The sequence below is a fragment of the Nitrospirota bacterium genome (genome assembly GCA_035516965.1).
Classification (GTDB): Bacteria; Nitrospirota; UBA9217; order UBA9217; family UBA9217; genus MHEA01.
Map to the genome: position 1 here is coordinate 46,157 of DATIZR010000111.1, position 15,913 is coordinate 62,069.

Below are 15,913 nucleotides of genomic sequence, written 5' to 3' on the forward strand. Positions count from 1 at the left end.
CGTGACGAACACAGAAGAATGAGGTGATACCATGAATTGGAATAATTCCATACGAAAAGGGGTTGTGGTCTCCGGCCTGTGCATCGTCCTGGCGATTACTTCCACTGCCCCGGCCATGGCCGCCGCCATGTCTGATTACTGTTCGGTGCCGCCATTTCTGAGCAGCTCGCAGGCTTCGCCGAACGTGATGATCATGCTTGACGACTCGGGCAGTATGAACGATCACCCCTTCACCGGCACCTTTAACCCAAAGCAGTTCCTGAGCGGGTACTATTTCGGTTATTTTGATCCGACCAAGATGTACAAGTACGACAGTGTGAACAAGATGTGGAAGATCTATTCCGGATTCGATCCGGGCACAACCTATGCCGACACGACACAACCTATTGCGAGTGGCAATCTGCTGAACTGGGCTGTTACGCGCAAGATGGAGGTGGCCAAGAAGCTGCTCGTGGGCGGGAACCCCGGCATCGTAAGCGGAACCCCCAATCCCCGCACGGTGACCGCGCCCAATACCATAAAGCTCTATACCGAAGATGACAGTTCTTCGAACAATGTCAGCTTTGACAACTCGACTGCGAATTCGCTCGTAACATCTTTGTCGTGGACTGCCCCCTACCTGGTGCCCGGCTACAGCGATGTCATTTACCCGTTCAACGGCAATTTCTGGTACAAATTGGGGAAAAACGGATGCTCCTCGGGCCCGGCCTGTTCGAGCCTGTCGCTCACGCCAATAAACACCGGGACCACCACGTCGACCCTCTACCCGAACGGTGACATCAGCGTGGCATCCAACTGGAAAAGAATGAACAACCTGACGACTTCCGCAACCGGATCGTATTATACCTATGTTGATGAGACCACCCAGGACAGCGATGCCACAACAATTGCGAACCGCGTTGATACCAATCCGGTTATTTTCAATTATGGGCCAAATACCGTCGATCTGTCAGGTCACACCATCCAGGATGTGAACGTCGTGGTGACCGCCAGAATGGTTGACGGAACGACCGGGGCATGCTTATCAACCAGCAGTACCACCGGCTGTTATCTTACAAATCATAACAATACGTGTAATGGCAACAGCTGCGGCTTTAATAACAGTGAAACTAAATGCCGCAATACTCAATGTGAAATATCTGGCACTAATTTCGGTACCTGTGCAGACCGCAACAACAGCGGTGCCAACTGTAGTTGGCAAACTATTGGCGGCATTACTCAGTGTGCCCCTGCCAGCACAACCACAGTAGCCACGAGAGCGATCCAGGGAGTGCTGTCGATAGGGACCGGCACCACGGCGAACTGGGCTTCCACATTCACGAACCTGAATAATACGAGCAGCACCTACAATAAATATGACACGTACACCTTCACCTGGTCGACCAATCCTGCGACAGGCAAGGCCTGGTCGTTCAACGACATCATAAGCGGCGCTTCCACCACGACGCTGCTCGCCGGATTCGGGGTCCAGAACAACGGCTCCGATGTGTACAGCGGGCCGACGGTGAGCTGCTATGTCAACATTTCGCAGGTCTATTTATACGTCGATGCCACAGAGCCGAGCGGCGGACCCTATAGCCTCGTGGTAGACACGGGGCAGCAGTCGATCACCGGGATGCTCGACACCCTTTCGAGCGGGGTCAGGTTCGGCCTGGCAACGTACGGAGACAACTCGAACGGCGCCAAGGTATTGGCCCCCGTGGATTTCAGCAATATGGACGCCATCGCAAAGCAGACCATTCTCATGTCAGCGAACGGCAACACGCCGCTTGCCGAATCCGAATACGAACTGCTGAACTATTTCAGCCAGGTCTCGCCGAAGTTCGCTTCAAACGATTATACCGCGAGCAAAAACACCAACAACGACCCCTACTACTTCATGTATTCCCACCTGGCATCCCATGGCACGAGCACGGCAAACGATGTGTATGTGCCCTGCGCAAAGTCGTATATTCTTCTGATGTCCGACGGAGAGCCGACGGCAGATGATTATAAGAACGCGAGCGGGGGGACGGTCAGCAAGCCCACGGGATTTACTACCGACCGATTTGTTACCGGCAGTTATCTTGATGACCTGACGCTCTGGGGCAGGACAACCGATATGCGCCCGGGGACCTGCAGCGGGGCTTCGTCAACATGGACGTTTCCCTGCATCCCGTCCCCGCCCGATCAGGTCGTTGTTACCTACCCGATCTTTCTGTTCGGAACAGGGTCCGCTATCATGCAATCTGCCGCCCTCAACGGCGGATTTACCGGGCAGCCGGTAAGCGGCTTGCCGCCCTGCCTGGATCCGGCAAATCCAACCAAATTGAAAAGCGGCTACACGCAGAATGACCTGAAAGCCTGCTTCCGGTTCGCGAGCGATAATACGAGCGGCATCCTAAATCCCATGCCGCCCTGGGGCACCGGTGATGACCCGCCCATCACCTACTATGAGGGCTCGGACGCCTACGCGCTCCAGTCATCGCTTACCGCGGCCATCGCGGATATGATGAAGAGGTCGGCGTCGGGTACGGCGGTCTCCGTGCTCACGACATCGTCGCGGGGCGTGGGATCCATGCTCCAGGCTTACTTTCTGCCGATCAGACAGGAAGGGCAGAGGCAGGTTACATGGACCGGGTACACGCAGAACCTGTGGCTCTATGATGACTTGAGGGAGGATACTAATTCTAACAAACAGCTCGATATGACTGGTGACCCGAATACTCAAGATAAAGTATTGAAGATGTACTTTGACCCATCGCTGAACCAGACCATGGCTGCCAGGTTCAATACACGGGCTGACGGCACCAGCCCGTCGGCAGATGCTTCGCAGCCCGGGACCATGGCGTCTTGCATACCTGATTCTACGATCCAGTTTTCAGACATCAACTACCTTTGGGAGGGCGGAGAAAAACTGGCCCTGAAGCGCCCCTCCGCAAGGACCATTTTTACCTCGAGCAAGGTCATACGCGGCTCTTCTACGACGAATACATTCACGACCACCGATTTCTCGGTTACCAGTCTCTTGACGAACCCTACATTCAGCACGGCGCTCAATCCGGACAGCGTGTATTCGGCCGAGAACATCGTCCGCTACATCAGGGGAGAGTGCCTGGAAACTGGCCAAACAGATAATAACGCCTGCGGCAGCACGGCGAATTCCACGTACCGGGACCGGAGGGTTACCGTTCTGGACAACAGTAATCAGAATATGGGGAACCCGAATGGCAACGTATGGAAACTGGGCGATATCATCACCTCAACGCCCCAGGTCCTCGGCAACATGTCAACGTATACCTATGATAGTAACTATAATGATAAAACCTTTTACGACTATACGCACGCCAATAATTATCTGCAGCGGTCCAGCATGGCGTTCATCGGCGCGAACGACGGCATGCTGCATGCTTTCAGGGTCGGCTATCTGAAACAAAAGACCGATCCCGGCGGGCTGGCGGACAATGTCTGGGCTCTGTTCAAGAACTTTTTCTCCGACAGCGACAGCACCAACAACCTGCTCGGGGACGAAAAGTGGGCGTATATTCCGTTCAACGCCTTCCCCTATTTGAAATACCTTGCCGACCCCACGTACTGCCATATCTACTATAATGACCTTCCGGTGTACCTGGTCGACGTGAGCATCGGCGGGAGCTCGGACCAGCCGACGGACACGAAGACTGCAAGCACCTGGAGAACGGTCGTCATCGGCAGCATGAGGTTCGGTGGCTGCGGAGGGGCGTCGCCCCAGTATCCGCCGACTGGCGCGAGCGCTACGGTAGGGTTCTCCGCCTTTTACGCCATCGATGTCACCGATGCTGAAAATCCGGTGCCCATGTGGGAATTCTCGGACGCGGACCTTGGCTATGCCACGAGCTATCCGGGCATCATACGGACGGGCGATGGCTCGACCAACGGGAACTGGTACGTCGCGATCGGGTCGGGTTCTCAGAATTTGCCCAAGACCGCGCAGGACATTTCCCGGAGCACCCCAGGGTATGTCTATCTTCTCAACCTCAAGACGGGCGACCTAGTCAAGAAAATAGCCCTCGACCATAATGCGATCGTGAGCGATATCCTGTCCGTGGACATCAACAACGACTACGCATCGGAGAAGATCTATTTCGGGACATCCTATTACAGCTCAGGATGGAAGGGGAAGGTGGTCAGCATCGACATCCCGAACGCACAGTTGTCGTCGTCATCGACCACGACGGTCCATTATCTCTTCACGGGTAATTACCCCATCACGGCGAAGCAGGACGTCGCCCTTGACGATGCCGTCCCCAGAAATACCTGGGTCTATGCAGGCTCGGGCAAGTATTTTTACGACGGCGATGCCGCAGACAGCTCGCAGCAGGTATTCATGGGGTTCAAGGACCTGGGCCTTTCATCGAACCTCACGGTCACGGCATTCGACGACAGGACACTCACGTCGACGACGGGCAGCGTGGTCAGCGGGGCTACGGCCACGGTCTGCGCTTACGATGCCACGATCGACGGTGGAACGCAGAAGCCCAAGGGCTTCAGTCTCCAGCCCATCGTGACCGCGATTACGCCCGACACCGTGACTGCACCGTCGACAACGGGATGGTACCTGAAACTAGTTACGACCCCGGCCGCGGAGCGAGTCATATCCCGCCCCCGGGCAGTCGGAGGCCTGGTCGACTTTCTTACCTATTTGCCCAACGGCGACCCGTGCAATGCGGGAGGAAATTCGTACCTTTATTCCGTGGGATATACCACAGGCACTGCTCCTTCGACCATCTCGATCTACAGCCCGGGTATCACGAACGGGACGACCGGCCATGTGACGGTCGCGAAAGGCATCCTCATGGGACCCGGAGCTCCTCCGATGGGCGAGTCCATCATCATCGCGCCGAAGATCGACAACAGCAATACCTTCGGAAAGAAGGTGCAGGTATCTACGGGCGTCATCGTCGAACTGACGGACAATCCGCCCATCGACACGACATCCCGGGTCATTCACTGGCTCAGAAAATAGGGCCTGACAATCCGGCAAGAGATCGGGATGAGGCTCCGGTCTCCGGCGCCTCATCCGCAGTTTGTTAACGGTCAGCCATATATCGAAGAGGTTACGTGCAGAGAAAAAGAAAAAAATTAATCCGAGTGGAGCGAGTAGCTCCTCCGGCTGAAAAGGGCCAAAAGAAGAAGGTCTCTTTGATCGCGGCAATCGTTCTGCTTGTGATATCCGGCGCCTTTCTCGGCTACGCGGCTCTTCGTACCAGACCCGGAAGCAATGCGGCCGCGGTCAACGGCGGGATGCCGACGAGCCCTTCGGGATCCGAATCGGCACGGGCATCCGGAACTCCTGGGCTGGCCTCGGCCGTCATAACGCCGGAGAATCCCACAACAGATTCGCAGCTCAGCCTCGATTATTCGGGGCAGGGGCAGGATGGCGTTGCAGCGAACTGCCGTTTCCGGTGGTATGTGAACGGGAGGGTCATCCAGGAAGGACCGTCGCCCACTCTTGCGCCGGAAAACTTTAAAAAGGGATCGATCGTATGTGCGGAGATCATCCCGGGCGATGCTTCCGGAGAGGGGACAGCCTATCGGACGCCCGAGGTTGCCATCGGCAACCGTCCGCCGGTTGTTAGTTCGGTCACGCTGGTCCCCGTCCATGCTCCCGTCGATACTGTGGTCAGGGCCGAGGTCGCAGGTCAAGACCCGGACGGGGACACGGTCAGCTATACCTACCAGTGGGGATTGAACGGGAAGTACGTCACAGGCCCGGGAAAAGAAAACACCTTCTCGACCGCCGGACTGCATAAGAAGGACAAGCTTTATGTCACGGTTACCCCGTCCGACGGCTATAGTACGGGAGCGCCAAAAGCCTCGGATATCAGCTTTCTGTCCAATTCTGCTCCCCGGATCACCTCTTCGCCGAATTATGAGATCGTGAACGGGCTGTACACCTACCAGGTGACCGCTGTGGATCCCGACAACGACAGCATCACCTTTAGCCTTCTGAAAGGGCCGCAGGGAATGACGATCGACAGTGCCAGCGGCCTGATACGCTGGGAGACGCCGAAGGACGCGGCAGGGAGGCAGGAGATCCCGATAAAGATCTCCGCAGACGACGGAGACGGCGGCACTACTTATCAGGATTTTTCGATAATACTCGAAATGAAACAATAAGTTCACTGCTTCCTATTTCACGCCGCTTTTGTATTGAAATTTCCCTCCCATTCACGTAGTATCGGTCTCTCGCTTGCAGATCCGTTCACAACGCGAACTATCAAAAATGAAGGAAACACAGGAATGGCAGAGCAAAAGATCATCCTCGCATCGGCCTCGCCGCGCCGGCGTGATCTGTTGCAGCAGATCGGGTTGACGTTCACCATCGACTCGGCTGACGTGGATGAGACCCTTCTCCCGGGGGAGGGACCCGAACCGTACGCGGTGCGTGTCGCGCTCGACAAGGCCCGGGTGGCCGCGGCGAAGGCCGGGTCGGGGATCGTCATTGCCGCGGACACGATCGTTGTCCTGAACGAACTGATCCTCGGCAAGCCCGCCGATGCCGGTGAGGCGGTGCGGATGCTGTCCCTGCTTTCAGGCAGGCGCCACAGCGTGATCACGGGCCTTGCGGTCATGGATGCGCTCTCGGGTATGACCCGCTCTGCGGTGTCCGTGACTTCGGTCTGGTTCAGGCAGCTTAGCCAGTCCGAGATCAGGTCTTATGTGATTTCCGGAGAGCCCCTGGACAAGGCAGGCGCCTACGGCATTCAGGAAAAGGGTGCGCTGCTGGTGGACCGGATCGAGGGGTGTTATTTCAACGTTGTCGGTCTTCCTCTTTCCTTGCTCGGAAAGATGCTCCCTGAGTTCGGGGTCACTCTTTTTTGAACGCCGGCATTGGTTCGTTCTCCCTGCAGCAGCGGGCCCCCACGGATCCCTTACCCGCCTTGGCGGCCAAAAAGAAGAACAAAAAAATAGTGTAAGCAGCTTGACAAGCATCGATTATCATTCTAAACTATTAGATAGACTAAAGTATGGGGGTGATATATTGTGGCTGCTATTCGAGTAATGGTTGTGGAAAATGATCCGGGACAGGCGGACATGATAAAAGCGGCCTTGGATCAGCACGAGGACTTTGAAATAACAGCGATTGCAACAACAAGGGAAGCGGCGCTCAGGCAGATCGCGACCGGGCCCGATGTAGTGATCCTGAACCCTGAAGTGCTGAAGCAGCACACCCTTTCCCGCTTCCTGCATTCGCTGCAGACGAGGTCCCAGGCATCCCGAGTGATCTGTGTGCTGAAAGAGTCACCGACCGAGGAGAGCGCCATTTCGGACATCAAGGCGGGCATTCGAGGAATTCTCAAGATTGGCGACCCACCGTCCATCATCGCCAAGGCCGTACGTTCCGTCCATGAGGGAGAGATCTGGGCCGAGCGCAGGATTCTCGAAAAGGGCATTGCCAAGCCGATGCTTCTGCCCGAGACGCTTCAGACCCATGTGCCCGGACTGCCGCCGCTCACGACTAGGGAGATGGAGATGCTGACCCTGGTGCTGCAGGGCGCGACAAACAGGGAAATCGCCGACAGGAGCAGTATCAGCGAGCGAACGGTAAAGACCCATCTGTATCGCGTTTACCGGAAACTCAGGGTCAAGAGCAGGACCAAGGCTATCGCACTCTTGTCTCATGCCTAGTTCGGCCTGAGAAGACGGTTCTCCTCACAATATCCGCTCAGGGGATGATGAACAAAAAGCCGTGGGCGTGGGGGAGAGAGCCTGTATTGTCATGTCATGGATTTATTACATAGCTTTAAACAGGACTTTTGGCGCCCCAAGGTAAGAAGGGGCGCCTTTTTATTCTACTCTGTGCGCGGGCTTGACCATCCGCCGGAATCACGGTATGATGGCATATGCTTCTCACGTCTATCATCCTGCTCCTCTATCTGCTGTTTATCGGCATCGGCTACTGGCTGAAATATCTGAATCTCTCCTATTTAAAGAAGCATGGCAGCAGCGTGCCTCTCGAATTCGAGGGAGCGATCGATCCGGAACTCCTCCGGAAGATATCCGCCTACACCATTGAGAACAGCCGTGCCGGCCTTGCAGAATCTATCGTCAGCAATGCGATCCTGCTCGTTTTCCTCTTTGGCGGGCTGCTCGGCCTGTATGACCGATGGATCGCCTCCCTGAGTTCATCATTCAGAACCTCGGGCCTGCTGTTCGCTCTCTGTCTCTATCTGGCCCAAACGGCCATCGACCTGCCCTTCAGCATCTACCATCATTTCACGCTGGAAGAGCGGTATGGCTTCAATACCATGACGGTCCGGCTCTGGCTCACGGACCTGGTCAAGTCTCTCGCGATCTCGCTGGTCCTGGGGGGGCTGGTCATTGCCGCGACACTTACGCTGGTCTCAGCCAGCCCGTCCTGGTGGTGGTTCTGGGTCTGGGCATTCCTGCTTGCGGCGGGCGTGTTCCTGATGTACATTTCGCCGACCCTGATCGAACCGCTCTTCTTCAAGTTCGAGACCGTGAAGGCGGAAGGGCTGGAAGAGGGGATCCGCGAATTGATGGCCCGCGCCGGCCTTACGGTGAGCCGTGTGTTCCAGGTGGACGCATCGCGCAGAAGCCGTCATTCAAACGCCTATTTCACGGGCATCGGCCGGGTAAAGCGGATCGTCCTCTTTGATACGCTGATCCAGCAGATGTCCCGCGAGGAAATCCTCGCCGTCCTCGCCCACGAGGCGGGGCATTGGAAGAGGAAACATGTGCTTAAGCGGATCGTTCTGACCGAGACATTTGCATTCGTCGGCCTGTTCGTTGCGTACCATCTCGTCCGGTGGAGCGGTCTTCCCGGCCTCATCGGCTTGCAGCAGGCTTCGTTCTACGCCCGGGCCATGATCGTTATTTTCCTGGGCTCCCTGGTAACCTTCCCGCTTACGCCCCTGTTCAGCCATCTTTCGCGGCGCGATGAACACGAAGCGGACCGGTTTGCAGCGGAGCTTTCCGGCAATCCCGAAGCCATGGCCTCATCGCTCGTCAAGCTCTCGCGCGAGAACCTGTCCAACCTTCACCCGCACCCCCTGTACGCTGCCTTCTTTTACTCGCATCCGCCGGTAGTTGAGCGGATCAGAAGCCTGAAAGGACAGAACGCAGAAGACAGGGGACAGAAGGCAGAAGCCGGATAAGAGACAAGCTTCATTGCATTTCGTCAGTCATCCGGCTATTTGTGAGATCTGCTCAGTTTTTTCCAATTGACCGCTGTTGCGCCGATATGTTATTGTTTCTCCATGGCAAAGTCCGCTGCGATCATCCGGCTCGAACAGAAGATACAGCGCCTTCATACCCTCATCGACGTCAACAGCCTCATCAGTTCCTCGCTCAACCTGGACCAGATCCTCGAGAACGTGATGACCATATCGAAGCAGGTCATGAATGCCGATGCGTCCAGCCTGATGCTGATCGACGAGAAGACGAACGAGCTCGTGTACCAGGTGGCCCTGGGGAGCGTCGGCGAGAAGCTCAAGCAGGAGTTCCGGCTCAATCTGGGGCAGGGGATCGCGGGAACGGTGGCGCAGGAAGGGAAGCCACTCCTGCTCGAGGACGCCTATACCCACCCGAAGTTCTTCCGAGGCCATGACGAGGCGACCGGCTACCGCACGAAATCCATGATCACGGTGCCGCTCATGGTCGGCGACCGGATCACCGGCGTTGCCCAGGTGATAAACCGGCTGGATGACAGGCCCTTTGACAAGGATGACCTGGAGCTCTTCATCGCGCTCTGCAGCATGGCGGCGATCGCGATCGAGAACGCAAAAATGCACCGCAGCCTCATGGAGAAGCAGCGGCTCGTGAAGGACATGGAATTCGCCCGGACCGTGCAGGAGAGCTTCCTCCCGCAGCAGGCGCCGGAGATCGCGAACTACCGCTTCAGTGCCCACTACACGCCGGCCCAGGAAGTGGGCGGTGATTTCTATGATTTTATCCGCCTCGACCGGGAGCGGACCGGCATCGTGATCGGCGACGTCTCGGGCAAGGGGGTTCCCGCGGCCCTTTACATGGCCAAGCTCGGGAGCGATCTCAGGACCCTTGCCTTCACCGAAGGGGACCCGGCGTCGGCGCTCCGGCAGCTGAATGCCGTCCTGGTCGAGCGGGGCCGGCGAGGCATGTTCGCCACGCTGCTCTATATCGAGCTCGATTCCGCGGCAGGGTCCGTCACCCTGTCCAACGCAGGGCATTTGCCGCCGCTCGTTAGAAAAGCAGGCGGTGCGGTGGAGAGGCTGTCCGGGGCCGGTGGTGCGCCGCTCGGCATTCTCGGAGGTATTCAGTTCGGACAGGAAACGAAGACCCTGGAGCCGGGCGACCTGATGGTCCTTTACACGGACGGGATCATCGAGGCCATGAATGCCGCTGGCGAGCAGTACGGGTATGAACGCTTCGAAGAGATCGTCCGCGCGGGCCCGTCTGATCCTGATGCCGTGAAATCGGCGATCCTTGCCGACGTGAATCGTTTTACCGGACTGAGCCCGCAGCATGACGATATGACGCTTGTCTGCTTCGGGGCGCTGACGTAACGGAACACCAGGATGGAAAACCGATGGCGGACAGCAAACAACGGGGTCCCGACGTCGTCTCCCTCACCGTCCCGAGCCACCCCAAGTTCCTCTATGTGGTGCGGAGCGCGGCCTATCCCGTTGTGATTGAAGCAGGCTTCAGCAGAAAAGAGGCACGCAGGATCGTTCTCGCCCTCGATGAGGCATGCTCCAACATCATCCGGCATGCCTATGAGGGCGATCCGGAGGGGAAGATCTCCCTTACCCTGACCGTGACCGGCACCGAGCTCCTCATAGAGCTCCGGGACACGGGCAAGCAGGTGGATATAACGAAGATCGCCCCGCGTGATTTGAAGGACATCCGGCCGGGCGGGCTCGGCACGCATTTCATCAATGCCGTGTTCGACACGGTGCGGTATGATACCAGCGGGCGGGAAGGAACGCTGCTGACGCTGCAGAAGAAGAGACCGTGCGCTTGACGGGAGAGCGGCATGAAAGTCGAGATCACGAGCGAAATGACCGGCACCGGGTTCCTGCTCAGGCTCAAGGGCGACGTTGACATGAGCTCCTCCTCCGATGTCCGCATCGCCCTGGGCGAAGTGTTCCGGCAGGGCGGCAAGGGGATCAGGGCGCTCTTCGTCGACCTGTCCCAGGTCCGGTACATGGACAGCTCGGGCATCGCAACGCTCGTGGAGGCGATGCAGACCTGCATGAAGCTGGGAGCCCGTCTCCGCCTCATCGACCTGAGCCCGGCGGTCCGCGACGTGTTCGAGCTTGCGCGGCTCGCGAGCATCTTCGAGATATTCCCGTCCGTGGACGAAGCGATCAAGGGACTCTGAGGACGCGGAGCGGGAGGAAGCGGTCAGAACCGCGATGAAGAGCCTTTTCGGACATATCGGCAGGAAGTTCATTACGTTCCTGCAGGACCTCTCGAGCATTGTCTCCCTGTTCTTCGAAACGATGGTGCAATCCTTCGCGCTGCTGCAGGACCGGAAGAAGCTCAGGGAGGCGCATCTCCTGAAGCACGTCGACGAGATCGGGACCCAGTCGCTGCCGCTGGTCCTGGCCGTGGCCGCGCTGCTCGGCATCGCGATCACCGTGCTCGTCTCCTACGAATTGAAGGAAGTGGGCGCGCTCGCCTATCTTCCCGGCTTCGTGGCGGTGGCCATCTTCCGGGAAATGGGGCCGCTCCTCACGGCCATGATCGTGGCGGGAAGAGTGGGTGCCGCGTTCACGGCGCGGATCGGCACGATGAGGGTCTCCGAGGAGATCCTCGCGCTCGAGACCATGGCGATCAATCCAGTCCGGTTCCTCGTTGTCCAGCGATTCGTCGCGCTGCTCCTCGCGCTGCCGGCGCTCATCCTGATCGCCAACTTCACGTCGATCGTCGGGGGGTTCCTCTTCGGCGCGACGAGGCTCGGCATCCGGCCCGACACCTACGTGCGGGAGACCCTCGATGTGCTGACGTTCACCGACGTCTCTTCGGGCATCGTCAAGGGGATCGTTTCCGCCGTGGTGATCGTCATGGTCGGCTGCTACCGGGGGCTGGTGGTCGAGGGCGGCGCCGAGGAAGTGGGCAGGTCGACCATGCTCTCCGTCGTCTCCTGCACGCTCGCGATCATCATGCTGGACACGGTCATGACGGCGGCCTTCTACGGGTAAGGCATGATCGCAATCGAGAACATCAAAAAGGGTTACGGCGGCCGGGACGTGCTCGATGGAGTGAGCTTCGTTGCGGAGCGAAAGAAGATCACCCATATCTTCGGCACGAGCGGGGGAGGCAAGAGCACGCTCCTCAAGATCATGATCGGCGCGCTCAAACCAGACTCCGGAAGGGTGCTTGCCGGCGATTCGGAGCTCACGAAGCTCGAGGGGAGGCAGCTGGACCCCTTCCGCAAGAAGATCGGCGTGCTGTTCCAGCATGGGGCGCTGATCAATTCGCTGACCGTCGGCCAGAACGTGGCGCTCCCGATCCGCGAGCACACGACCCTGGACGACAATATCATCAAGATCATGGTAAAGATGAAGCTGGAGCTGGTGGGCCTGCGCGACTTCGAGGACCTCTTTCCCGGGCATCTGTCGGGGGGGATGCAGAAACGGGTCGCGCTTGCCCGGGCGATCGCCCTGGACCCCGAGATCGTCTTCTTCGACGAGCCGACATCCGGGCTCGATCCCATCGTCGCCGCGGTCATCACCAAGCTGATCGCCGACCTGAACCGGCTTCTGGGCATCACCTGCATCGTGGTCACTCATGCCGTGGAGGAGGCAATGAGGATCGCGGACAAGATCGTGATCCTCTACCGGGGGAAAGTGCTGGCCCAGGGGACTCCCCAGGAGATCCGGAGCAGCAGCGATCCCCTCGTCCAGCAGTTCATCACCGGCAGCCCCGACGGTCCGATCTCGTTCCGGGCATCGAGCAGAGATTATCGGGAAGACCTGCTGATCGGATGAATCATACATTACGCGACGGGGCCTACGGGCCGCGGAGAAGCTCAACAACGAAAATGTGAGCTGAGCCAGGTTCAGCCGTTTTCCAGCGTCACCGCGGCCCGGAGGCCGTTTTCTTCGTTGAGGTGAAAGAATGGATTACCGCCGCACCGAGATCCGGGCGGGCATTTTTCTCCTGCTCGCCTTCGTGATCCTCGTCATCATGGTCTTCGCCGTGAGCGATGTCCAGAGCCTCTTCAAGAAGAAGAAGGAGGTCAGCGTCCTTTTTGCTTTCAGCGACGGCATCGAGAAGAACGCGCCCGTGCGGTACGCCGGGATGAAGGTCGGCAAGGTGGAGAACGTCCGCGTAGCGCCCGCGCAGAACGACCGGATCGAGGTGACGCTGAGCGTGTACAGCGACACCGCCATTCAGAAGGACACCCGGGCCGCGATCAAGACCCTGGGCCTCGTGGGAGGCAAGTACGTGGAGCTGAGCGGCGGGACGCCCGGGTCGAGCCTGCTCGGACCGAACGAGTCGCTGGTGGGGGAGGAGCCGCTCAAGCTCGAGGACGTGACCAAGGCCGCCCTCGACGTGGTCGCGAAGCTCCAGAACATCGCGACCAACCTGAACCGGGCGCTGGGAGACCCCGAGCTCGCGAGATCCCTCAAGACGACGGTCCAGAACCTGCAGGAGGCATCGGGGAACATCAAGGTCATGACTGCCAGCAAGGACGACGTTGCCCAGACGCTCAAGAATCTGCCCGCCCTCGTGAAGAAGCTCGATGAAAGCGCAACCAGCCTTCAGGCATTGACCAAAAAAACGGACGCCCTCGTGGGGGAGAACAAGAAGAACGTCGACGCCATGATGCAGAGCCTCCGCGACACGGCGCAGAACCTCAAGGAGACCACGGATGACGTGAAGAGCCATCCCTGGAAACTGCTCCGGAAACCGTAGTGAACCAGGAGACAGGGAGGTAAGGAAGGTGAAAGGTCAGGAAGCCGTGATACCGCTTCAACTTCCTCTCCTCCCGTCCCGGCTATTTGAGCTGTTTGAATAAGGAGTCAGCATGAGCATCCAGGCCATCAAGGGCGTGAAGGACGTGCTTCCCGCCGATATTCATCTCTGGCAGCATCTTGAATCGACCGCGCGGTCATTATTCGAAGATTACGGGTTCACCGAGATCAGGGTCCCCGTATTCGAATACACCGAGCTGTTCGCGCGGAGCATCGGCGCGTCGACGGACATCGTGGAAAAGGAGATGTACACCTTCGAGGACCGCGACGGGAAAAAGATCACCCTGAGACCCGAGGGGACCGCCGGCACGGTACGCGCGTTCGTGGAACATAAGCTGTACGTCGATGCGCAGCTCACGAAGCTGTACTACCTTGGCCCCATGTTCCGGCACGAGCGGCCGCAGAAAGGCCGCTACCGCCAGTTCTACCAGATCGGGGTCGAGGCGCTGGGGATCGATCATCCCCACGTAGACATCGAGATCCTGGTCATGCTGCACACCCTGTTCGCGAAGCTCGGCATACCTGGCCTGACGCTCCAGATCAACTCCCTGGGGGACGGTGTTTGCCGCGGGGGCTACCGGGATGCGCTGAAGGAGTATCTTAAGGGAAAGCTGCCGGAACTCTGTGCTGATTGCCAGCGGCGGTACGAGACGAACCCGCTCCGGGTGCTGGACTGCAAGGTGGACGCGGACAAGTTCGCAGATTCTCCGGTCATGCTGGACCATCTCTGCGGACCCTGCAAGGCACACTTCGAAACGGTCGAAAGCGGGCTCACCAGCCTGGGCGTCCCCTTCACCGTGAACCCACGCCTCGTCCGCGGCCTTGACTACTACACCCGCACGACATTCGAACTCGTCATGGGCCAGATGGGCGCGCAGAACACGGTCGCGGCCGGGGGACGCTATGACGGCCTGGTAAAGGAGATCGGCGGACCCGAAACGCCCGGCATCGGTTTCGCGCTCGGGGTCGAGCGTGCGGTGTCCCTCATGGACGCGTCGCGGCTTCGGCAGCCCCGTCCGGACCTGTTCCTCTCCGCGCTCGGCGAGCAGGCCGTTGCGTTCGTGCTGCCCCTGATACACGCTCTCCGGGCGGCCGGCATCCGGGTCGAGACCGATTACACGGGTGCGAGCCTCAAGAGCCAGATGAAGAAGGCGGACAAGTCGGGTGCCGCGCACACGCTGATCGTGGGAGACCAGGAACTGCAGTCGAAGACCGGCATTCTCCGCAACATGCAGACCAAAGAGCAGGTCACGGTGCCCCTTGACGCTCTTGTCGGAGAGATGAAGGCGAGAGGGGGACGCGGATAACACCGGAAGGAGCGGATTCCGGCTTCGAGGGGTCCGTCCTTTTCGGAGTATTCGCGTTCTTTTCCATTCCGGGGAGCATTCATGAAGGTTGGTGTCATATCGGATACTCACGTACCTGTTGTCGGCACCTCGCTTCCCGCCGCTGTGTTCGAACTTTTCAAAGGAGTTGACCTGATACTCCACGCCGGCGATATCGTCGACCTGTCGGTCCTCGAGGAGCTTAGGGTGGTCGCGCCCGTCGAGGCCGTGGCAGGGAACATGGATGATGCAGAAGCGCAGGCCCGTCTTCCGCGGAAGAAAGTCCTCAGGCTCGGGAAGTTCGCCATCGGCCTTATCCACGGCAAGTACAGGATCGACGTGCAGCGGGAGATGATCAGGAAAGAGTTCGACCAGGTCGACCTCATCGTCTACGGCCATTCCCATGTGCCATTCTGGGGGCTGGCGGATGGCGTCTACTATCTGAACCCCGGCAGCCCGACGGACAAACGCTACGCGCCCTACAACTCGGTCGCCCTCCTCCACATCGGCGATGAACTTCGGGCGGAGATCATCCGGATCTGAAGCGGACGTCAGCTTCCGCGGACCGGTTCCCCTTCAGGCGTGCGCGCAGACGTTGTCGCGGATCCAATCTGATTTTCTCTTTTCCGCAGAGCATTTGCT

The 15,913-nt window shown here is 58.6% G+C and carries 13 protein-coding genes; all 13 read left to right on the forward strand.

Annotated elements, in window-relative coordinates:
* Positions 1-31 precede the first annotated feature (31 nt).
* The 13 genes from VL197_16020 to VL197_16080 all read left to right on the forward strand — a co-directional run bounded on the left by VL197_16020 (position 32) and on the right by VL197_16080 (position 15,814).
* A complete protein-coding gene (locus tag VL197_16020; protein HUJ19493.1) occupies positions 32-4,984 on the forward strand; it encodes a PilC/PilY family type IV pilus protein in 4,953 nt (1,650 codons plus the stop codon).
* A gap of 176 nt (positions 4,985-5,160) precedes the next feature.
* Positions 5,161-6,138 (forward strand): putative Ig domain-containing protein, encoded by a 978-nt coding sequence (locus VL197_16025; GenBank protein HUJ19494.1) that lies wholly within the window; start codon positions 5,161-5,163, stop codon positions 6,136-6,138.
* A 123-nt stretch (positions 6,139-6,261) separates the two neighbouring features.
* On the forward strand, positions 6,262-6,843 hold the full coding sequence (locus VL197_16030; GenBank protein HUJ19495.1) for a Maf family protein: 582 nt from the start codon (positions 6,262-6,264) through the stop codon (positions 6,841-6,843).
* 162 nt (positions 6,844-7,005) lie between these two features.
* Positions 7,006-7,650 carry a response regulator transcription factor gene (locus VL197_16035; protein ID HUJ19496.1) on the forward strand — a complete coding sequence of 215 codons (645 nt, stop codon included), beginning with the start codon at positions 7,006-7,008 and terminating at the stop codon, positions 7,648-7,650.
* Between the two features lie 215 nt (positions 7,651-7,865).
* Positions 7,866-9,140 carry a M48 family metallopeptidase gene (locus VL197_16040; protein HUJ19497.1) on the forward strand — a complete coding sequence of 425 codons (1,275 nt, stop codon included), beginning with the start codon at positions 7,866-7,868 and terminating at the stop codon, positions 9,138-9,140.
* Positions 9,141-9,242: 102 nt separating this feature from the next.
* Positions 9,243-10,526 (forward strand): PP2C family protein-serine/threonine phosphatase, encoded by a 1,284-nt coding sequence (locus VL197_16045; protein HUJ19498.1) that lies wholly within the window; start codon positions 9,243-9,245, stop codon positions 10,524-10,526.
* Between the two features lie 23 nt (positions 10,527-10,549).
* Positions 10,550-10,984 (forward strand): ATP-binding protein, encoded by a 435-nt coding sequence (locus VL197_16050; protein HUJ19499.1) that lies wholly within the window; start codon positions 10,550-10,552, stop codon positions 10,982-10,984.
* A 12-nt stretch (positions 10,985-10,996) separates the two neighbouring features.
* Positions 10,997-11,344, forward strand: a complete 348-nt coding sequence (locus VL197_16055; protein HUJ19500.1) for an STAS domain-containing protein — start codon at positions 10,997-10,999, stop codon at positions 11,342-11,344.
* Positions 11,345-11,378: 34 nt separating this feature from the next.
* Complete coding sequence (locus VL197_16060) at positions 11,379-12,167, forward strand: ABC transporter permease (GenBank protein ID HUJ19501.1); 789 nt, start codon at positions 11,379-11,381, stop codon at positions 12,165-12,167.
* A 3-nt stretch (positions 12,168-12,170) separates the two neighbouring features.
* On the forward strand, positions 12,171-12,956 hold the full coding sequence (locus VL197_16065) for an ATP-binding cassette domain-containing protein (protein HUJ19502.1): 786 nt from the start codon (positions 12,171-12,173) through the stop codon (positions 12,954-12,956).
* 130 nt (positions 12,957-13,086) lie between these two features.
* Positions 13,087-13,887: an MlaD family protein gene (locus VL197_16070; protein ID HUJ19503.1), complete on the forward strand. Its 801-nt coding sequence runs from the start codon at positions 13,087-13,089 to the stop codon at positions 13,885-13,887.
* 112 nt (positions 13,888-13,999) lie between these two features.
* On the forward strand, positions 14,000-15,253 hold the full coding sequence (gene hisS / locus VL197_16075; protein HUJ19504.1) for a histidine--tRNA ligase: 1,254 nt from the start codon (positions 14,000-14,002) through the stop codon (positions 15,251-15,253).
* Between the two features lie 81 nt (positions 15,254-15,334).
* The gene (locus VL197_16080; protein HUJ19505.1) at positions 15,335-15,814 is read left to right on the forward strand and encodes a metallophosphoesterase family protein; all 480 of its coding nucleotides are present in this window, start codon (positions 15,335-15,337) and stop codon (positions 15,812-15,814) included.
* Positions 15,815-15,913: the final 99 nt, after the last annotated feature.